The 17,627-nt window shown below is 74.8% G+C and carries 19 protein-coding genes and 2 pseudogenes; 11 read left to right on the top strand and 10 right to left on the bottom strand.

Annotated elements, in window-relative coordinates; translation table 11 throughout:
• Nucleotides 1–44: 44 nt before the first annotated feature.
• Nucleotides 45–563, bottom strand: a complete 519-nt coding sequence (locus ABEA53_RS10470) for a low molecular weight protein-tyrosine-phosphatase (RefSeq protein WP_345481091.1) — start codon at nucleotides 561–563, stop codon at nucleotides 45–47.
• Nucleotides 563–1,401: pseudogene (locus tag ABEA53_RS10475) on the bottom strand (exodeoxyribonuclease III). The gene ABEA53_RS10470 and the pseudogene ABEA53_RS10475 overlap by 1 nt, the downstream one beginning before the upstream one ends.
• A gap of 55 nt (nucleotides 1,402–1,456) precedes the next feature.
• Between ABEA53_RS10475 and ABEA53_RS10480 the strand changes: the two are divergent.
• From ABEA53_RS10480 to ABEA53_RS10490, 3 genes are all read left to right on the top strand, one after another.
• Entirely contained in the window at nucleotides 1,457–2,299 is an 843-nt protein-coding gene (locus ABEA53_RS10480; protein ID WP_345481092.1) for an alpha/beta hydrolase fold domain-containing protein, read from the top strand.
• 64 nt (nucleotides 2,300–2,363) lie between these two features.
• On the top strand, nucleotides 2,364–2,912 hold the full coding sequence (pyrE, locus tag ABEA53_RS10485; RefSeq protein ID WP_345481093.1) for an orotate phosphoribosyltransferase: 549 nt from the start codon (nucleotides 2,364–2,366) through the stop codon (nucleotides 2,910–2,912).
• 16 nt (nucleotides 2,913–2,928) lie between these two features.
• Entirely contained in the window at nucleotides 2,929–3,882 is a 954-nt protein-coding gene (locus ABEA53_RS10490) for an asparaginase (RefSeq protein ID WP_345481095.1), read from the top strand.
• A gap of 113 nt (nucleotides 3,883–3,995) precedes the next feature.
• Here the strand turns inward: ABEA53_RS10490 and ABEA53_RS10495 are convergent, their stop codons facing one another.
• Complete coding sequence (locus ABEA53_RS10495) at nucleotides 3,996–4,763, bottom strand: HAD-IIA family hydrolase (protein ID WP_345481483.1); 768 nt, start codon at nucleotides 4,761–4,763, stop codon at nucleotides 3,996–3,998.
• A 100-nt stretch (nucleotides 4,764–4,863) separates the two neighbouring features.
• Entirely contained in the window at nucleotides 4,864–5,868 is a 1,005-nt protein-coding gene (locus tag ABEA53_RS10500; protein WP_345481096.1) for a DUF418 domain-containing protein, read from the bottom strand.
• 58 nt (nucleotides 5,869–5,926) lie between these two features.
• Between ABEA53_RS10500 and cls the strand changes: the two genes are divergently transcribed.
• From cls to ABEA53_RS10515, 3 genes and pseudogenes are all read left to right on the top strand, one after another.
• Nucleotides 5,927–7,393 carry a cardiolipin synthase gene (cls, locus tag ABEA53_RS10505; RefSeq protein ID WP_345481098.1) on the top strand — a complete coding sequence of 489 codons (1,467 nt, stop codon included), beginning with the start codon at nucleotides 5,927–5,929 and terminating at the stop codon, nucleotides 7,391–7,393.
• Between the two features lie 33 nt (nucleotides 7,394–7,426).
• Nucleotides 7,427–8,080 (top strand): annotated as a pseudogene (locus tag ABEA53_RS10510) (DUF429 domain-containing protein); the annotation flags it as partial.
• 114 nt (nucleotides 8,081–8,194) lie between these two features.
• Nucleotides 8,195–8,782, top strand: a complete 588-nt coding sequence (locus tag ABEA53_RS10515; protein ID WP_345481485.1) for a TrmH family RNA methyltransferase — start codon at nucleotides 8,195–8,197, stop codon at nucleotides 8,780–8,782.
• A gap of 65 nt (nucleotides 8,783–8,847) precedes the next feature.
• Here ABEA53_RS10515 and ABEA53_RS10520 read toward each other — a convergent pair whose 3' ends face one another.
• The 3 genes from ABEA53_RS10520 to ABEA53_RS10530 form a co-directional block, all read right to left on the bottom strand.
• The gene (locus ABEA53_RS10520) at nucleotides 8,848–9,150 is read right to left on the bottom strand and encodes an SHOCT domain-containing protein (RefSeq protein ID WP_345481100.1); all 303 of its coding nucleotides are present in this window, start codon (nucleotides 9,148–9,150) and stop codon (nucleotides 8,848–8,850) included.
• A gap of 119 nt (nucleotides 9,151–9,269) precedes the next feature.
• Nucleotides 9,270–9,935 carry a response regulator gene (locus tag ABEA53_RS10525; protein ID WP_345481102.1) on the bottom strand — a complete coding sequence of 222 codons (666 nt, stop codon included), beginning with the start codon at nucleotides 9,933–9,935 and terminating at the stop codon, nucleotides 9,270–9,272.
• The gene (locus ABEA53_RS10530; protein WP_345481103.1) at nucleotides 9,932–11,062 is read right to left on the bottom strand and encodes a sensor histidine kinase; all 1,131 of its coding nucleotides are present in this window, start codon (nucleotides 11,060–11,062) and stop codon (nucleotides 9,932–9,934) included. The genes ABEA53_RS10525 and ABEA53_RS10530 overlap by 4 nt, the downstream gene beginning before the upstream one ends.
• A gap of 103 nt (nucleotides 11,063–11,165) precedes the next feature.
• On the opposite strand from ABEA53_RS10530, the gene clpS reads away from it, so the two are divergent.
• The 5 genes from clpS to ABEA53_RS10555 all read left to right on the top strand — a co-directional run bounded on the left by clpS (nucleotide 11,166) and on the right by ABEA53_RS10555 (nucleotide 14,143).
• Nucleotides 11,166–11,444, top strand: coding sequence for an ATP-dependent Clp protease adapter ClpS (gene clpS, locus ABEA53_RS10535; protein WP_345481104.1), 279 nt, complete (start codon nucleotides 11,166–11,168; stop codon nucleotides 11,442–11,444).
• A gap of 170 nt (nucleotides 11,445–11,614) precedes the next feature.
• On the top strand, nucleotides 11,615–12,478 hold the full coding sequence (locus ABEA53_RS10540; protein ID WP_345481105.1) for a hypothetical protein: 864 nt from the start codon (nucleotides 11,615–11,617) through the stop codon (nucleotides 12,476–12,478).
• Nucleotides 12,475–12,915 carry a phage holin family protein gene (locus ABEA53_RS10545; protein WP_345481107.1) on the top strand — a complete coding sequence of 147 codons (441 nt, stop codon included), beginning with the start codon at nucleotides 12,475–12,477 and terminating at the stop codon, nucleotides 12,913–12,915. The genes ABEA53_RS10540 and ABEA53_RS10545 overlap by 4 nt, the downstream gene beginning before the upstream one ends.
• Nucleotides 12,912–13,580, top strand: a complete 669-nt coding sequence (locus ABEA53_RS10550) for a DUF3618 domain-containing protein (protein WP_345481109.1) — start codon at nucleotides 12,912–12,914, stop codon at nucleotides 13,578–13,580. Before ABEA53_RS10545 ends, ABEA53_RS10550 begins: the two co-directional genes overlap by 4 nt.
• Before the next feature lie 83 nt (nucleotides 13,581–13,663).
• Nucleotides 13,664–14,143: a DUF2017 family protein gene (locus tag ABEA53_RS10555; RefSeq protein WP_345481110.1), complete on the top strand. Its 480-nt coding sequence runs from the start codon at nucleotides 13,664–13,666 to the stop codon at nucleotides 14,141–14,143.
• 62 nt (nucleotides 14,144–14,205) lie between these two features.
• Here ABEA53_RS10555 and ABEA53_RS10560 read toward each other — a convergent pair whose 3' ends face one another.
• Genes ABEA53_RS10560 through ABEA53_RS10570 form a run of 3 tightly spaced genes read right to left on the bottom strand, consistent with a single transcriptional unit; the run spans nucleotide 14,206 to nucleotide 17,575 of the window.
• A complete protein-coding gene (locus tag ABEA53_RS10560; protein WP_345481112.1) occupies nucleotides 14,206–16,311 on the bottom strand; it encodes a YhgE/Pip domain-containing protein in 2,106 nt (701 codons plus the stop codon).
• On the bottom strand, nucleotides 16,308–16,934 hold the full coding sequence (locus ABEA53_RS10565; RefSeq protein WP_345481113.1) for a hypothetical protein: 627 nt from the start codon (nucleotides 16,932–16,934) through the stop codon (nucleotides 16,308–16,310). Before ABEA53_RS10565 ends, ABEA53_RS10560 begins: the two co-directional genes overlap by 4 nt.
• Complete coding sequence (locus tag ABEA53_RS10570) at nucleotides 16,931–17,575, bottom strand: TetR/AcrR family transcriptional regulator (RefSeq protein WP_345481114.1); 645 nt, start codon at nucleotides 17,573–17,575, stop codon at nucleotides 16,931–16,933. Before ABEA53_RS10570 ends, ABEA53_RS10565 begins: the two co-directional genes overlap by 4 nt.
• Nucleotides 17,576–17,627 lie beyond the last annotated feature (52 nt).

Consider the following 17,627-nt stretch of genomic DNA (forward strand, 5'->3'; position numbering starts at 1 on the left):
GCCCGTTCCGTCCTGCAGGGACCTCCGTCCTGCGAGACGGAGGTTCAGCGGCCGGCGAGCTCCTCGCGCACGTGCGCGACGATCTCGTCGGCCGCGGCCTCCACCTGCTCCAGTGTGGCGACGAAGTCGTCATGGCCGCCGTACCAGGGGTCCTCGACGTCGAGCGCGGACTCGTCGACCACCGCGAGCGACGGCGCGGCCGGGTCGAACGACCGGTACATGCGCACCTTCGCCGCGTCCGCATCGGTCGGCGCCTGCGTGCGGAGGCGTCGCGCGTGCTGCGCGGTCATCGGCAGCAGCAGGTCGCGCTCGGCGATGTCGCGCCCGGTGACCTGGTGCGCGGTCCGGCGCGGCACGGCGTAGCCCGCCTCCCGCAGCACCTGGGCCGCGCGCGGGTCGATCGGGTTGCCGAGCTCCTCCGAGGAGATCCCGCCGGAGTCCACGACGACCCGGTCGCCGAGGCCCGCCGCGGCGAAGCGGTCCTGCAGCACCACCTCCGCGATGGGGGAGCGGCAGATGTTGCCGGTGCAGACGGTCATGATCCGGTACGGCGCCTCGGCCATCAGAAGATCATCGGCCGGTCGTCGTCGAGCGGCGAGTCCGCGTCGACCTCCACGACCACGGGCACGTGGTCGCTCGGGGCCTCGCCCTTGCGCTCGTTCCGCTCGATGGAGGCGGACGACACCAGCTCCTGGAACGCGGGGGAGCCGAGCACGAAGTCGATGCGCATGCCCTCGTTGCGGGGGAAGCGCAGCTGCTTGTAGTCCCAGTAGGTGTAGCCGGTCGGCACCAGGGGGCGCACGACGTCCGCCATGCCGAGCCGCTCGAACCGCCGGAACGCGTCGCGCTCGGGCTCGGAGACGTGGGTCGAGCCCTCGAACACCGAGCGGTCCCACACGTCGCTGTCGAGCGGCGCGATGTTCCAGTCGCCCATCATCGCCAGCGGCTCGCCCTCGTGGTCCGCCAGCCAGCCCTGCGCGACGTCCGCGAGCGCGCTCAGCCACTCGAGCTTGTAGGGGTAGTGCGGGTTGTCGAGCTCGCGGCCGTTCGGCACGTAGAGGCTCCACAGCCGGATGCCCTCACCCACCGTCACGGCCATCGCCCGCGCCTCGAGCGGCAGGCCGCCGTCGTCCAGCGGCTTGCCGAAGCCGGGCATGCCGGGGAAGTCGCGCTGCACGTCGTCGAGGCCGATGCGGCTCGCGAAGGCGACGCCGTTCCACTGCGACAGCCCGTGGGTGACGACCTCGTAGCCGGCGTCCTCGAACGCCTGGTGCGGGAACTGGGCGTCCTTGCACTTGATCTCCTGCATGGCGAGGACGTCGATGTCCGCGCGCTGCAGCCAGTCGGTCACGCGGCCGACGCGAGCCGGACGGAGTTGACGTTCCAGGTGGCGATCCGCACGGGATGCAACGCTACCCATCGCAGCGGAGGATTCCGCGGGAGGAGGGCGCGGCCGATGAGCGTGCGACACGACGCGGTGCGGGCCTTCATCACGCTGAGCGGCCGAGGGCGGACCTGGCGCTCGCCGGAGGCGGTCGAAGAGGCGATCGCCCGCCGAGCGCCCTGGCCCGCGACGGCGCCGACGCCCTCGCCGGGCGTCGTCGTCGCGAGGACAGAGGACGACGGCTGGCCCGTCGTCCGGCTCGTGCCGCCCCGCGCCTCCGGTGCCGTGGTCGCCCTGCACGGCGGCGCCTACGTCTTCGGGCCCGAGCCGCAGCACTGGTCGTTCTGGCGCGCGATCGCGCTCGCGAGCCGCCGCACCGTGGTGGTGCCCCTCTACCGGCTCGCCCCCGAGGGCACCGCGGCCGAAGCGGTGCCGCACGTCGCGCGCCTCACGAGCGCGCTCGCGGAGGAGGGACCGGTCGCGCTCCTCGGCGACTCCGCGGGCGGCGGCATGGCGCTCGCCGCGGCGCAGCTGCTCGCGGTCGACGGGCACCCGGTCCCGCTGCTGCTGAGCGCCCCGTGGCTCGACGGCCGGGTGCCCGAGCCCTGGACCGCGCCCCGCGACCCGTGGCTGGCGGCGCCCGGCCTCCGTCACGCGGCCGACCTGTACCGCGGTGCGCTTCCCATGGAGCACCCCTTCGTCAGCCCCCTGCTCGGCGACCTGACGGGGCTCGGCCCGATCGTCGTCGCCAGCGGCACCCGCGACGTGCTGCACCGCGACGCGCTGCGGCTGGAGGAGCGGTGCCCGAGCCCCGTCCGCGTGCTGGTGGGGGAGGGGCTGCTCCACAACTTCCCCCTCCTGCCGATCCCGGAGGCGCGTCCCGCGCGTCGCGCCTTCGTCGACGCGCTGCGCTGAGGAGCGCGATCCACGTGCATCCGGCGTTCCGGCCGCCGGGCACCGCTGCATACGATGGGGGACCGTGCCCAGCGCCCGCGATCAGCTGATCGACCACATCAAGGCCGACGCCGTGTTCCACGGCGATTTCACCCTCACGAGCGGCAAGAAGGCGACGTTCTACGTCGACCTCCGCAAGGTGAGCCTCGACCACCGGGTCGCCCCGCTGATCGGCCAGGTGATGCTCGACCTGATCGCCGAGGTGCCCGACGTCGCCGCGGTCGGCGGCCTGACGATGGGCGCGGACCCGATCGCGACGTCGATCCTGCACCAGGGCGCCGCGCGCGGCAGCGCGCTCGACGCCTTCGTGGTGCGCAAGGAGCCCAAGGACCACGGCCGCGGCCGGCAGGTCGAGGGCCCGGAGGTCGCGGGCAGGCGCGTGATCGTGGTCGAGGACACCTCGACCACCGGCGGCTCCCCCCTGAAGGCGATCGAGGCGCTCGAGAAGGCCGGGGCGGAGATCGCGGCCGTGGCCGTCGTCGTCGACCGCAGCACCGGCGCGCGCGAGGTCATCGAGGGCGCCGGGTACCGCTACCTGGCTGCGCTCGACCTCGCGGACCTCGGCCTCGCCTGAGCATGCCGGTGCAGGCATGAGCGCCCTGAGCAGCGCGGGGGCGGTGCCGCTGGCGACCCTCGAGCGCAGCGGCTTCCCCGAGTCCCAGCACCTCGGCGCCGCGGTCGTCGTCGATCCGCGCGGCCGGGTGCTCACCGCCTCCGGGGACGCCGACGCGCTCGTCTACCCGCGCAGCGCCCTGAAGCCGTTCCAGACGGTCGCCGCGCTGCGGGCGGGCGTGCGGCTCGACGCGACGGGGCTCGCGATCGTCACCTCGAGCCACGTCGGCAGCCCGCGGCACGTGGACGCCGTGCGGACGGTGCTCGAGGGTGCGGGCGCCTCGGAGGAGGACCTGCGGACCCCGCCCGCATGGCCGTCGTCGCGGACGGCGATGGAGGAGGCCGTGCGGCGGGGCGAGGGCCCGAGCCGCATCGCCATGAACTGCTCCGGCAACCACGCCGGCATGATCGCCGCCTCCCTGGCCCTCGGCCGGCCCGTCGCGGACTACCTGGACCCGTCGAGCCCCGTGCACGCCCTGGCCGTCGAGGTGCTGCACGAGCACAGCGGCGCGGACCCCCTCCACCCGGGCACCGACGGCTGCGGCGGTCCCGTCTGGGCGGTGCCGCTCGTCGCGCTCGCGCGGGGCTACGCCTCCCTCGGCGCCGCGGAGCCGGCGCTGCTCGCCGCCGTGCGGTCGGATCCCGAGCTGATCGAGGGCGAGGGCACCGCGACGACCCGGGCGGTCGCCGCGCTCGGCGTCTTCGCCAAGTCGGGCGCCGAGGGCGTGTGGTGCGCGATCGCGCCGGACGGCACGGCGACCGCGGTCAAGGTGCTGGACGGCGCCCACCGCGCCGCGGCGGCGGTCGCCGTGTCGCTGCTGGCCGGCGTCGGCGCGGTCGACCGCGCCGGCGCGGACGCGTTCCTCGCCGACCCCGCGCTCGCGGTGCTCGGCGGCGGCGCGGAGGTCGGCCACGTGCGCGTGCTCGTCTGACCCGCCCTCCGAGCACGTCGGCAGGACGGGACGACGTCAGCAGGACAGGAGAGGCCGCTCCGTCCTGCTGAACGTCCTTCGTCCTGCCGTCGTGCTCGGCCGGAGGCGGGCGGTCAGTCCTCGGCGCCGGTGGTGAGCGTCGGCTGCGGGTCGATCAGGTCGGCGACGGAGGAGAGCACCTCGTCCGGGCGGAACGGGTAGCGCTCGATCTCGGCGGGGTCGGCGATGCCGGTCATCACGAGGATCGTGTGCAGCCCCGCCTCGATGCCGGCGACCACGTCGGTGTCCATCCGGTCGCCGATCATCGCGGTGTTCTCGCTGTGCGCACCGATGCGGTTCATCGCGGAGCGGAACATCATCGGGTTCGGCTTCCCGACCACGTACGGGGACTTGCCGGTCGCCCGCTCGATCAGCGCGGCGACGGCGCCGGTCGCGGGCAGCGGCCCCTCGTTCGACGGGCCCGTCGCGTCGGGGTTGGTCACGATGAAGCGCGCTCCGCCGCCGATCAGCCGGATCGCCTTGGTGATCGCCTCGAAGGAGTAGCTGCGCGTCTCGCCCACCACGACGTAGTCGGGGGCGGTGTCCGTGAGGATGTAGCCCGCCTCGTGCAGGGCGGTGGTCAGCCCGGCCTCGCCGATCACGAAGGCGCTGCCTCCGGGGATCTGGGAGGCGAGGAAGTCGGCCGTCGCCATCGCGGAGGTCCAGATCGACTCCTCCGGCACGGACAGGCCGGACGCGCGGAGACGGGCGGCGAGGTCGCGCGGCGTGAAGATCGAGTTGTTGGTGAGCACGAGGAAGGGCTTGCCCTGGTCGGTCCACTGCTGGATCAGCTGGGCTGCGCCGGGGATGGCCTGGTTCTCATGGACGAGCACGCCGTCCATGTCGGTGAGCCAGCAGTCGACGTCGGCGCGGGTTCCGGGCACGGCCTCAGGCTAGGACCCGCCGGGCCGCAGGGCGACGCCCCGAACCGGTGCCGCCCGATCAGGCCCGCCGTGCCGGGAACGTCGTCAGCCGCGTGAGCACCCGCTCGAGCGGGCCCTTGCCGACGAACCGCTGCCAGATCATCGCGGCGACGACCGAGGCGAGGGCGAGGCCGCCGAGCAGCGCCCAGGACTCGATCCACGGCGGGGTCCCCGCGGCGGGCGTCGCGAGCCAGACGGTCAGCACGATCAGCTGCGCCGTGTAGATCGTCAGCGGCATCCGGCCCGCCGCCACCAGCGGTGCGAGCACCGTGCGCGCGGGCCGGGCGGTCGCCTCCGCGGTGCAGAGCAGCTCGAGGCCGCCGACCACCGCGATCGCGAGCCCGCCCGAGCCGAGCACCTCCGCCGTCGAGTTCGCGTGCGCGGAGGCGTCGAGGCCGAGCAGGGCGGCGCCTCCGTAGCCGAGCGCGCTCGCCGCGGCCCCGCCGCCGAGCATGGCGACGAGCGTCGCGCGCCGCGCCAGGTCCGCGCGGGCGACGACCAGCCCCGCGCACAGGTACGCGGCGAACACGACGCCCGGGTAGTAGCCCGTGACGAACCACTCGCCGAGCAGGGAGGGGAGGCGCTGCGGCGAGAACGGCGTGCTCAGGTCCTCCCCGACGGCCTGCACGACGAGCGGCCCGGCGAGCGCGGCCACGACGCCGACGGCGGCGATCACCGCGGTCGGCGCGAAGACGATCGGCAGCAGCACGAGCAGCAGCGCGCCGTAGGTGTCGAGCACCACCGCGACCGGGGTGCCGAGGGTCCACAGCATCAGCCCGAGCACGATCAGCGCGAGCCCCCGGAGGGCGACGGAGGCGACCGCTTCCCGCCGGTCCGCGCCCCGTCGCGGTCGTGCACCGCCGGTGATGAGGCCGACGGAGCAGCCGAGCAGCGTCGCGAAGAGCACGGAGGAGCGGCCGTCCGCGAGCGACTGCCGGGTGCCGTCGGCGGCCGTGTGCGCCCAGAGCATGCCGAGGATCGCCAGCCCGCGGGCCGCGTCCACCCCGGCGAAGCGCCTGCTCACACCGTGCACGGTACGCGGCGGGGGTGCACGCACCGCGCCGTTCCCGAAATAATGCACCGTGCTCGACTGGCTCTCCGGCGTCCTGCCCGCGGCCGCGGTGGTCGTGCTGGAGGTCGCGCTGCTGCTCGTGGCGCTGGCCGTCGCGCCGCCGAACCGCCGGCCGTCGTCGGCGCTCGCCTGGATCCTCCTGATCGTCGTGCTGCCGTTCATCGGCCTGGTGCTCTTCGCGGTCATCGGGTCGCCGAAGCTGCCGAAGCGCCGTCGCGACCGGCAGCGGTCGATGAACGAGCGCATCGAGGACCGCTCCCGCGCGGTCGAACAGGTCGCCCACACGCACGGGGCGCCGCGCTGGCTCGCGCCGATCGCCCGGCTGAACCGCGAGTCGGGCGCGATGCCGCTCGTCGACGGCAACAGCGCGCTCCTGCTGCCGCACTTCGAGGAGCAGCTCGCCGCGCTGGTCGAGGCGGTCGACGCCGCCGAGCGGACCGCGCACGTCGAGTTCTACATCCTGGCGCTCGACGCGACCACGCGGCCGTTCTTCGCGGCGATGGAACGGGCGGTCGCCCGCGGGGTGGCCGTGCGGGTGCTCGTGGACCACCTCGGCTCGCTGAAGTACCCCGGCTTCCGGCGGGCCCGCAAGGAGCTCACGCGGATCGGTGCGGAGTGGCGGCTGATGCTGCCCGTGCAGCCCCTGCGCGGGCGGTACCAGCGGCCCGACCTCCGCAACCACCGCAAGCTCATGGTGATCGACGGCCGGATCGGCTTCGTCGGCTCGCTGAACATGATCGACCCGGGCTACGAGACCTGGAGCAGCCGCAGGCGCCACCTCCGCTGGCGGGACCTGATGGCGCGCGTCGAGGGCCCGGTGGTGCAGGAGATCGACGCGCTCTTCGACACCGACTGGTTCAGCGAGACCGACGAGATCCCCGGCAGCACCGCCGTGGAGGCGGCCGCGGACGACGAGGACGCGAGGACGCTGCTCGCGCAGATCGCTCCGTCCGGGCCGGCGTTCGACAGCGAGAACAACCTGGCGCTGTTCAACTCCCTGCTCTACGCGGCGGAGCACCGCGTCTCGATCACGAGCCCGTACTTCGTGCCCGACGAGTCCCTGCTCGGCGCGATCCTCACCGCCGCACGCCGCGGGGTCGCCGTCGAGCTGTTCGTCGGCGAGATCGGCGACCAGTTCCTCGTGTTCCACGCGCAGCACTCCTACTACCGGGAGCTGCTGGAGGCGGGGGTGCGGATCCACGAGTACGCGGCGCCGACGATCCTGCACGCGAAGCACATGTCGGTCGACGACCACGTCTCGGTCGTGGGCTCGTCGAACATGGACATCCGGTCGTTCCAGCTCGACCTCGAGGTCATGATGCTGGTGTCCGGGCGCTCGTTCTCGAAGCAGCTGCAGGCGGTGGAGGACGAGTACCGCTCGCGGTCGAAGGAGCTGACGCTCGAGCGATGGGAGCGCCGCGGCCCGGTGCACGCCTTCGTCGACGGCGTCGCGCGGCTGACCTCCGCCGTGCAGTGACCGGGGTCCGTCCCGCCGCCTAGCGTTGCGCGGGTGTTCATCGGGATCGACCTCGCCTGGGGCGCCAACGGCCGCACCGGGCTCGCCGCGCTCGATCCGACGGGCGCCCTCGTCGCCTCCACGAGCGTGCGGGCGGACGCGGAGATCGACGGCTGGCTGGCGGAGCACGGCCCGGCGGTGGTCGTCGGCGTCGACGCGCCGCTGATCGTGCCGAACGCGACCGGCCGTCGGGAGGCGGAGCGGCTGCTCGGGCAGGCCTGGGCCCGCTTCGACGCGGGCGCGCACCCGACCAACCGGTCGCGGCCCTGGATGGACCCGCCGCGGGGGCTGCGCCTCGCGGAGCGGCACTGCTGGTCGATCGATCCCGCGCACCGCGGCACCGAGCAGGAGCCCCTCTGCCTGGAGGTGTACCCCCATCCGGGCATGGTCGGCCTGTTCCGGCTCGGCCGCGTGCTGCCGTACAAGAAGGGCGCGTTCGCGGACCGTCGAGCGGCCTTCGAGCGCCTCCTGGCGCTGCTCGAGTCGATCGAGGTGCTGGCCCTACGGCGCAGCGACGCCTGGGCGTCCATCCGCGAGCGCTTCGCGGCCGCGGAGCGGCTCGTGCACCTCGACGTGCTCGAGGACGAGGTCGACGCGGTCTTCTGCGCGCACCTCGCCTGGCTGTGGGAGCAGCGGCCGGGCGCCCTGACCGTGTACGGCGACCTGGCCGGCGGCTACATCGTCGCCCCGCCCCCTCCGGAGCACGAGCCGACGCCCCGTCGCGCCGCAGCGGTCCCCGAGGTCGAGCGCGCGTCCGTCGGCGTGGGCCCGTGGGAGGGGGAGCGGCCGACGGACCCGCGGTACGACCCCGAGCTGCTCGCGCGGGGCGACGCCCGGAACGTGGTCGACCGCTACCGCTACTGGCGGATGGAGGCGATCGTCGCCGACCTGGACCGGCGCCGGCACCCCTTCTCCGTGGCGATCGAGAACTGGCAGCACGACCTCAACATCGGGTCGATCGTCCGCACCGCGAACGCCTTCCTGGCCGAGACCGTGCACATCGTCGGGCGGCGCCGCTGGAACCGGCGCGGCGCGATGGTCACCGACCGCTACCAGCACGTGGTGCACCACGACGACGTCGCGGGGCTGCTCGCGTGGGCCCGCGAGCGCGGGCTGCCCGTCGTCGCGGTGGACAACGTGCCCGGGTCGGTGCCGATCGAGTCGTTCGACCTGCCCGAGGCCTGCCTGCTGCTCTTCGGGCAGGAGGGGCCGGGCCTGACCGCGGAGGCGCTCGCGGGCGCGGACGCCGTGGTGGAGATCCGCCAGTTCGGCTCCACCCGCTCCATCAACGCGTCCGCGGCGGCCGCGATCGTCATGCACGAGTGGGTCCGCCGCTGGGCCCCGTCGTGACGTGCTCCGGATCCCTGCCGCGCCGTCGACGTCGGCGCGGCAGGGATCCGGAGCACCATCGCGGGTCAGCGCCGCTGGGGGCGGTTCGCGCGCAGCACCTCGAGGCGGGCGCGGTACTCGATCTCGTCGATCTCGCCGTTCGCGAACCGCTCGGAGAGCGTCGCCTCGGGGGAGCGGTTCGGGCCGGAGGCGGGACCGCCGTACGCCTCCCAGCGGCGGCGGGCGCCCCGGCGGAACAGCAGGGCCAGCGCGACGAACGCGGCGAGCCAGAGCAGCGGGATCAGGAAGAAGAACGGGAAGCCGGGGCCGGGGCCGCCGAAGCGGTTCGGGTCGGTCCAGGGCGCAGCAGCGGCGAGTGCGGTGAGCACGATGCCTCCAAGGTCGGGGTCGAACGGATCCGGTCGGACCGTGCTCCCACACTCCGCCAATCGTGTCCGCGGCGCGTCCGCCCTCGGGAGGCACTCGCGCTGCTCCCTGGGCAGCAGGCCTAGGGCTGCCAGCCCGGCGCGACGAGCCCCGTCTCGTACGCGAGCACGACCAGCTGCACCCGGTCGCGCGCGCCCAGCTTCCCCATCACGCGGGACACGTGCGTCTTCGCGGTCAGCGGGCTGAGGAACAGGCGCTCCGCGATCTCCTCGTTCGTCAGGCCGCCGGCGACGAGCACGAGCACCTCGCGCTCGCGGTCCGTCAGCACCGCGAGGCGCTCCGGGGCCTCCGCGCGGCGCAGCCCGCCGGCGACGCGGGCGAGGAGGCGCCGGGTGGGGCCGGGGCTGAGCAGCGCGTCGCCCGCCGCCGCGACGCGGACCGCGCGCAGCAGCTCGGCGGGCTCCGTGTCCTTCACCAGGAACCCGCTGGCACCGGCCCGCACGGCCTCGGCGACGTACTCGTCGAGCTCGAAGGTCGTCACCACCACGACGCGGCACCGCTCGAGGCCCGCGGTGCCGACGATCTCGCGCGTCGCCTGCAGGCCGTCGCCGTCGGGCATCCGCACGTCCATCAGCACCACGTCGGGGCGGCTCCGGCGGGCGAGCGCGACCGCCTCCCGGCCCGTGCTCGCCTGCCCCACGACGGTCATGTCCGCCTCGGCGTCGACGAGGGCGGCGAATCCCGCGCGGATCAGCGCCTGGTCGTCCGCGAGCAGCACCCGGATCATGCGGTCCCCTCCGTCGTCGGCACCTTGAGCGCCACCTCGACGCCGTCGTCGTGCGCCGTCACCTCGAGCGAGCCGCCGAGCGATGCCGCCCGCTCCCGCATGCCCGTGATCCCGTTGCCGGCGACGAGCGGCGGCGGCTCCGCTCGGGGGCGTCGATCCCGCACCGACGCGGTGACGACCGAGCCGTCGCGGGCGAGGGCGACCTCGACGGCTGCACCCGGCGCGTGCCGCCGCGCGTTCGTCAGCGCCTCCTGCACGACCCGGTACACGGCGAGCTGCACGGGCCGGCTCGGGCGGGGCTGGAGGCGGTCGTCCAGGACGACGCGGGCGCCCGTGCGCCGCACGTCCTCCACGAGCAGCGGCAGCGCGTCGAGGTCGGGGCCGGGCGCCAGCGGCGCGTCCTCGTCGCCGCGGAGGACGCCCAGCACGCTCCGCACCTCGTCGAGCGCCTCGCGGCTGGCGGTGCGGATCGTCTCGAGCGCCTCGGTGGCGGCCTCGGGGCGGCCGGGAGCCAGGTGCAGCCCGACGCCGGCCTGCACGGTGATGGAGGAGAGGGAGTGGGCGAGCACGTCGTGCAGCTCTCTCGCGATGCGCAGCCGCTCCTGCTCGATGGCGGTCCGCTGCCGCTGCACCTGCAGCCGGGCCTCCTCCTCCTCGCGCGCCCGGCGGGAGCGGAGGAACGCCCCGGAGCCGAGTGCGACGAGCAGGATCGCCATGGTCCCGAACCCGCGCACGGCCTGGGGCGGGGAGTCGCTGACGAACACGGTGGTCAGCGCGACGGCGTAGGCGGCACCGACGGCGACGAGCGCCCACACCGCGGCGCCCCCGACGAAGGCCAGCACGATCGCGACGGCGAAGGGGAGGAGCGCGAAGGGCGGCACCGGCTGCACCACGGCGGCCGCGGTGGACAGCGCCGCCGCGACGGCGACGGCCGGGCCCGGCGCGCGGCGCGCGAGCAGCCCGACGACGAGCGCCGAGGACCAGCCGAGGAGCAGGTAGGCGAGGCCGCGGACCGGGTCGCCCAGCCGGGCGAGGTTGCCGGCGACCGCGCCGACCAGCACGGCGGAGAGCGCCAGCGCGACCACGGCGCGATGGCGGAACCGGTGCCCGGGGACCGCTCGCGTCACCGTCCGACCGTAGCCATCCCGGGAAGCGGGCCCGTACTCCCGCGGAAGTACCCGCTCGTCCTCCTCCGAGCGCGGAGGTCGCGACCGGTGGCACGCTTGACGCGTGACCGACGTGCTCGAGGACATCCGTCTCGACCAGGACCTGCTGCTCGGCAAGCCCTGGACGCTCGTCGTCTGGGACGACCCCGTGAACCTGATGACCTACGTGACGTGGGTGTTCACGACCTACTTCGAGTTCTCCAAGCCGAAGGCCGAGCGCCTGATGCTGCAGGTGCACACCGAGGGCAGGGCGGCCGTCGCATCGGGCAGCCGCGAGGAGATGGAGCGGCACGTCGAGGCCATGCACGGCTACGGACTGCAGGCCACGCTCCAGCAGTCCTGACCCGCCTTCCAGCACAGCGGAGGGGGTCGGGTCAACCCCCCTCCCGCACTCTGGGAAGCGGCCGCGCGTCCCCGGCGTGCACCCTGGAAACGGGGGCAACGCCCAGTCGGTGCGTGCTCCGCTCGACCTGTGGCCGCTACGGCCGCCGATGGACGACGAGAAGGAAAACCATGAGCAGTTATCCGACCGACGACTCCGTTCAGCCCACGACCCCCATCTTCGACGAGACGGTGACCGCGACCGCGGTGCACCCGACCGATGACGACGAGACGGGGTCCGGCTCGAAGACGGATCAGGCCAAGGACCAGGCGAAGCAGACGGCAGCACAGGCCAAGGACACGGCGAAGGAGACCGCCGGCGTCGCGAAGGAGCAGGCCGGTCAGGTCGCCGGTGCCGCCAAGGACGCCGCCGGCCAGGTGGCCGGCACCACCAAGGAGCAGGCCTCCCGCGTCGCGAAGGACGCGCTCGGCCAGGCCCGCGAGCTGTACGGCCAGGCGACGAGCGAGCTCTCGAGCCAGGCCTCGACGCAGCAGAGCAAGGCGGCCTCGACGCTGCAGACCTTCGGCGCCGACCTGTCGAAGCTCGGCCGCGGCGAGAGCGTCGACAGCGGGCTCGCGACCGAGCTGGTGCAGAACCTCTCCCAGCGCGCGAGCGGCGTCGCCACGTGGCTCGAGCAGCGCGAGCCGGCCGACGTCCTGCAGGAGGTCAAGCAGTTCGCGGCACGCCGACCGGGCCTCTTCATCGCCCTGGCCGCGACCGCCGGCATCGTCGGCGCCCGCCTCACGAAGGCGCTCGTCGCCGACGCGAAGTCGGAGGCCGGGACGGACGTCGTCGACAGCGGACACCTCGGCACCTCCGGCGCCGGCACCGCGTTCCCGAACGGCACGACGCGGGGCGTCGACTACGGCACCGGCTACACGCCGGGCGCCTACGTCGGCGACGACCCCTTCGTCGAGCCGACCACGCCGGGCTACGGCACCGCACCGGGCTACGGCGAGACGGGCGACCTCGGCACCACCGGTGGGGTTCGATGAGCATCCCCTCGGGCTCCGCCCACGCCGCGGGTCATCCCGACCCCGCGGCCGAGCGCGCGGCCAACACGGGCCTCGGCGAGCTGCTCGCCGGCGTGACGCGTGACCTGTCCACCCTCTTCCGGCAGGAGGTGGAGCTGGCCAAGGCCGAGCTCACCGACTCGGCGAAGAAGGCGGGCAAGGGCGCCGGCATGTTCGGCGGCGCCGCGGTCGCGGGCTACTTCGCACTGCTGTTCCTGTCGATCACCGTCTGGTGGGCGCTCGGGTACCTGATCGGCAACGCGTGGTCGGCCCTCGCCGTCACGGTGGTCTACGCCGTCGTCGCGCTCGTGCTGTTCCTGCGCGGACGCAAGCAGTTCAAGACGATCCAGGGCGCGCCCCAGACCGTCGACTCCCTCAAGGAGATCCCCGAAACGTTGAAGCCTGGAGGCACAGCATGAGCGACCCCGACACCATCCGCGCCGAGATCGAGCGGACCCGAGCCAACCTCGGGACCGACGTCGACGCCCTCGCCGACAAGGTGAGCCCGCAGCAGATCGCGGAGCGCCAGAAGGAGAAGGTCCGCGGCCGTCTGACCGACGTCCGCGAGTCCATCATGGGCGTCGCGCACGACGCGCAGGACAAGGTCGGCTCGGTCAAGGACGGCGTGCGCGGCGGCACCGGCTCCGCGGCGGACGGCGTCTCCGGCGCCGCGTCCAGCACGGTGCAGTCGGCGAAGGGCCACCCGGTCGTCGTCGGCCTGATCGCGTTCGGCGCGGGCTGGCTGCTGTCCAGCCTCCTCCCCTCCTCGCAGGCCGAGCAGGACCTCGCCTCGACGGCGAAGGAGAAGGCAGCGCCCCTGGCCGGTCAGGTCAAGGAGAAGGCGAAGGAGGCCGGCCAGGAGGTCGCCCAGCACCTCAAGGAGCCGGCGCAGGACGCCGCCCAGCACCTGAAGGGCACCGCGCAGGACGCGGCCTCGACGGTCAAGGAGCAGGGCACGTCCGCCGCGCAGGACGTCAAGGGCACCGCCCAGGACGCCAGGGGCACGGTGCAGGACCAGGCCGCCGGCGCCAAGGACGACCTGCAGGGCCAGGCCCAGGAGGCCCGGCAGAACCTGCAGTCCTAGCTCCACCGCTCCACCGGGACGCCCGCGGCACCGATCGGTGCCGCGGGCGTTCCTGCGTCCGCCCGGGATGCGAAGGTGGAGGCGTGAGGATCCTGGGCGAGTTCCGTCGGAAGCACGGCCGGATCGAGCGGCGCTTCACGCCCGCCGAGCGCCGCATGATCGGCAACCTGCTGCGCGGCCTCGACGAGACGCTGGACCGCTCCGACCAGCTGGCCGGCTACGAGGACGCCGTGCTGCGCCGCCTGCTGCCGAACGCCTACCCGGAGGACCCGGAGGCGGGGGCGCAGTGGGCGTCCGCGACGCGCCAGCGCCTCGCGACCGCGAAGCAGGAGACGGCGCGCCGGGTCGCCGCCGACCTCGAGGCCGCGCCCAACGGCCTGGTCCGGCTCGACGAGGACGGCGCCGTGGTCTGGCTGCGGGTGCTCGGCGACCTGCGGCTCGCGCTCGCCGAGCGCGTCGGCATGGACGCGCTGCAGCACGACGTGACGCAGCCGCACAGCATGGTCTACGCCTGGCTCACCTGGCTGCAGGGCAGCCTCGTCGACGTCCTCGACGGAAGCTGACGGCGTTCACGGATCAGGGGGATCACGAAGCGCTTCCCCTGATCCGTGAACGTCAGGACGGCTCAACCGCCGATGAGGCTCGGCTGCAGGTCGCGCAGGGTGCGGTGCCGCGTCATGCGGGCCGCCACCGCGGAGGTGAGGGCGACCGCGGCGACGAGCCAGATCGCGAGCACGCCCGCGTCGCCCCAGGCGAGGGCGAGGTCGCCGCCGTACATGACCTGCCGCAGCCCGTCGACGGCGTAGGCCATCGGCAGCGCGTGGTGCACGGCGGCGAGCGGTCCGGGCAGCGTCTGCCACGGGAAGGTGCCGCCCGCGGTCACGAGCTGCACGAGCATCAGGATCAGGCCGAGGAACTGCCCGACGCTGCCGAGCGCGGCGTTCAGCAGCAGCAGGATCGCCGCGAAGGTGGCCGCGGTGAGCAGCAGCAGCCCGATCGTCGCGACGGGGTGGACGATCGAGATGCCGAGCGGCCCGGTCGCGATGAGGAACAGCGCGAGCATCTGGGCGGCACCGAGCAGCGCGGGCGTGAGCCAGCCGGCCAGCGCCACGCGGATCGGCTGCCGCACGGCGGTGATCGCCCGGCGCGACAGCGGCCGCAGGATCAGGAACAGGGCGTACGAGCCGATCCACGCCGACAGGCTGAGGAACAGCGGTGCCAGGCCCGCGCCGTACGTGCCGGCGCTCGCGGTGTCCGTGGTCCGCACGGCGACCGGGTCGCCGAGCGCCGTCGCCTGGGCGGTGCGCTGCTGGGCGGTCGTGGCCGGGATCGCGTGCGCCCCCTTCGACAGGCCGTCGCGCAGCGACGAGGCACCGGAGGCGAGCTCCGCGGTGCCGCTCGCGAGCGAGCTGCTGCCGCTGGCCGCCGACGCGGCGCCCGAGGCGAGCCGCTTCGTGCCCGCGGCGAGGGAGTCGGTGCCCGAGGCGAGGGAGGAGGCGCCGGACGCCACCTGCTTCGTGCCGCTGGCGAGGCTCGAGGCACCGGAGGCGACGGAGCGCGTGCCGGACGCGACCCGGTCGGCGCCGCTCGCCGCGCGCTTCGCGGCCGCCGCGACCTGCCCGGCGCCCGTGCTCACCCGGCTCGCGCCGGAGGCGACGGACGAGGCGCCGGAGGAGAGCGACTCGGCGGAGGCCGCCGCCCGTCCGAGCGCCGCCTGACCCGGCTGCAGCACGGCGAGGGCGCGCTGGATCTGCGCGGGCGAGAGGCCGTCCGCGGCGAGCTGCTGCGCGAGCGCGGTTCCGGCGGCGGTCGAGCCCGCGGCCTGGCGCAGCGCCGACGCCAGCGCCGCGTTGCCGGACGCCACCTGCTTCGCGCCGGAGGCGACCGAGGAGGCGCCGGACGGCAGGGCCGCGCTGCTGCTCGCCAGCGTGTGCAGGCCGGAGGCGAGGGAGGACGCGCCGCTCGCGGTCCGCTTCGCGCCCGAGGCGAGCGTCGCGGCCCCGGACGAGGCGGAGGAGGCGCCGGCCGCGAGCCGGTCCGCGCCGGAGGCGGCGCTCGCCGCACCGGACGCGGCGGACCGAGCACCGGACGCGAGGGTGGCCGTGCCGGAGGCCAGCTGCTCCGCGCCCGACTCGGCCGACCCGGCGCCGGAGGCGAGGGAGGAGGCGCCGTCGGCGGCCTTCGCGAGGTCGCCGCGGATGGTCGACAGCGACACGAGGAACCGCTTCGCGGCGGTGCGGCCGACCTGCGACGCGATGCGGTCGCGCACCTCCGTCGTCACCTGCTTCGCGATGGTCGAGGAGAGGTAGCTGTTCGCGTCGTTCGTCGTCAGGCGCAGCTGCGCCTTCGTGGGGTCGGTGGTGCCGACCGAGGCGAGGTCTTTCGAGAAGTCGCGCGGGAAGGTGACGACGAAGTCGACGCCGCCGTGCTGCAGCTCGCGCTGCGCCTCCGCGGCGCTCAGCACGTGCCAGTCGAACGAGCCGTCCTTCACGAGGTCGTCGGCCGCCTGCCGGCCGCGGTTCACGGTCGTGCCGTCGTCGGTGCTGCCGGTGTCGGCGACGACGATGCCGGCGGGCACGCTGCTGAAGCGGCCGTACGGGTCGAGGTTGCCCCACAGGTACATGCCGCCGTAGAGCAGCGGCACCGTCATCAGCGCCACGAAGGCGAGCACCCCGAGCTTCGTCGAGGTGAGGCGGCGCAGCTCCGTGCGCAGCAGGGTCAGGATCGTCATGCCAGGTCTCGGATCGGGTCGTTCTCGGAGGCGGAGGGGATGGACTCGCGGACGGCGGCGCCGCCGATCACGAGCACGGGCAGCCCGCGGGCGGTGAGGTCCTCGGCGACGCGGCGCCACTCCCGCGCGTGGCCGCCGTGCCGCTCGGGGGAGGTGAGCACGAGGGCGCGCACGCCGTCGCGCAGCGCCGCGAGCTCCAGCAGCAGCCGGATGCGGTCCGTGGGCGGCAGGTCGAGGATCGGCGCGCGGGTCCACCGGTCGAGGTCCAGGGCGGTGAGCAGCGCGTCCGCGTCCCGCCGCCGGCTCGGTCGCCCGGCGAACCGCAGCTCCTCCCGCACCACGCTGCGGACGGGCAGGGAGGGGGCGGGCTCGGCGACGACGGGGGTGTCGACGAGCGCGACCGCGCGGCGCAGGGCCGCCGGGTCGGCGCTGCCGTCGAGCAGCACGGTGCCGCCGTCGGGCACGAGGCGGCCGGCGGCGATCAGCGAGGCGAGCATGGGGCCGCGGTCGCCCTCCGCCACCGCGACGGCCGCGGCGTGCTCGCCCAGCCGCGCGCTGAACGGGGCGAGCGCGGGGACGCGTTCCTCCCCGACGCGGGCGTCCGTGATCTCGAGCAGGGTCATCGGGCGGCCTCCTCGACCAGTCGTGCGGCGTGGCGGGCGAGCACGTCCTGCGCCTCCCGCCACGAGAGCCCCAGCGCGCCGAGGCCCGCCAGGACGACGAGCCGCCGCCCCTCGGCGCGGCCGAGCGGGGAGCGGACGCTCTCGTCGAGCACCGCGAAGGCCGCGCCCTCGACGAGCCGCGCCACCACCTGCGGCGGCAGGTCGGTGCGGCCGGTGCCGTTCCGGGCTGCGGCCTCGACGTCCGCCACGATCCGCTCGTGCAGCGGGCCGAGCGCGCCGCTCAGCACCTGCTCGCGCAGCGGCCCGCGCACGACGGACCAGGTCATGGCGCGCACGTGCTCGACGTCGTCCCAGACGAGCCGGCCGACCAGCGCGAGGTCGAGCACCGGGTCCGCGTCGTGGATCGCGTCGACCGCGGCGGCCACGCGGGCGGCGCCCAGCGCGGCCAGCTCGGCGATCAGCGCGTCGCGGGAGGGGAAGTGCCCGTAGACGGACCGGCGGCTCAGCCCTGCAGCCGCCGCGATCGTGTCGAGGGAGGCGTCGGGATCGCGGTTCAGCTCGATCCGGGCGGCGTCGAGCAGCGCCGTGCGGTTCTTCGCCGCGTCGCTGCGCGGGGCGCGCGTGCGGACCGGGTCGCTCATGTCACCAGGCTACGCCTTAACTTGCACACGTGCGTGCAACTTGAACAGGGGG

Origin of the sequence: Amnibacterium soli, assembly GCF_039544415.1 — a bacterium.
Classification (GTDB): Bacteria; Actinomycetota; Actinomycetes; order Actinomycetales; family Microbacteriaceae; genus Amnibacterium; species Amnibacterium soli.

Bases quoted from the DNA above. Each gene is read 5' to 3' on its own strand.
- ABEA53_RS10470 (WP_345481091.1), bottom strand. From the start codon at position 563: ATGGCCGAGGCGCCGTACCGGATCATGACCGTCTGCACCGGCAACATC.
- ABEA53_RS10480 (WP_345481092.1), top strand. From the start codon at position 1,457: ATGAGCGTGCGACACGACGCGGTGCGGGCCTTCATCACGCTGAGCGGC.
- ABEA53_RS10570 (WP_345481114.1), bottom strand. From the start codon at position 17,575: ATGAGCGACCCGGTCCGCACGCGCGCCCCGCGCAGCGACGCGGCGAAG.
- ABEA53_RS10540 (WP_345481105.1), top strand. From the start codon at position 11,615: ATGAGCAGTTATCCGACCGACGACTCCGTTCAGCCCACGACCCCCATC.
- ABEA53_RS10525 (WP_345481102.1), bottom strand. From the start codon at position 9,935: ATGATCCGGGTGCTGCTCGCGGACGACCAGGCGCTGATCCGCGCGGGA.
- ABEA53_RS10565 (WP_345481113.1), bottom strand. From the start codon at position 16,934: ATGACCCTGCTCGAGATCACGGACGCCCGCGTCGGGGAGGAACGCGTC.
- ABEA53_RS10560 (WP_345481112.1), bottom strand. From the start codon at position 16,311: ATGACGATCCTGACCCTGCTGCGCACGGAGCTGCGCCGCCTCACCTCG.
- ABEA53_RS10550 (WP_345481109.1), top strand. From the start codon at position 12,912: ATGAGCGACCCCGACACCATCCGCGCCGAGATCGAGCGGACCCGAGCC.
- ABEA53_RS10545 (WP_345481107.1), top strand. From the start codon at position 12,475: ATGAGCATCCCCTCGGGCTCCGCCCACGCCGCGGGTCATCCCGACCCC.
- ABEA53_RS10490 (WP_345481095.1), top strand. From the start codon at position 2,929: ATGAGCGCCCTGAGCAGCGCGGGGGCGGTGCCGCTGGCGACCCTCGAG.
- ABEA53_RS10495 (WP_345481483.1), bottom strand. From the start codon at position 4,763: ATGGACGGCGTGCTCGTCCATGAGAACCAGGCCATCCCCGGCGCAGCC.